The sequence below is a fragment of the Sedimentibacter sp. B4 genome, from assembly GCF_000309315.1.
GTDB classification, from domain to species: Bacteria; Bacillota; Clostridia; order Tissierellales; family Sedimentibacteraceae; genus Sedimentibacter; species Sedimentibacter saalensis.
The window spans coordinates 1-207 of record NZ_CANG01001098.1; the positions used below are offsets into that span (position 1 = coordinate 1).

General features: G+C 74.4%; 1 protein-coding gene. It reads right to left on the reverse strand.

Annotation, left to right across the window (positions count from 1 at the left end; genetic code table 11):
• A partial coding sequence (locus tag BN358_RS28170) for a hypothetical protein (RefSeq protein ID WP_232233435.1) occupies nucleotides 1–207 on the reverse strand: 207 nt, incomplete at both ends.

Genomic DNA, 207 nt, shown 5'->3' on the forward strand with positions numbered 1-207 from the left:
CCGCACCTTCGCGCCCGCCGGCAGGTGCCGGTCCGCGTTCGCGACCAGATTCGCCAGCACCCGCTCGAGCAGGCCCGCGTCGGCGTGGATCAGCGGCAGATCCTCCGGAATCGCCAGTTCGACCCGGTTTCGCCCAACCGCAGGACGCCGGCGAGCACCTCCAGCAGCGCGGTCGCCGCGCGTGCACCGACAGCCGCCCCCGCTGCA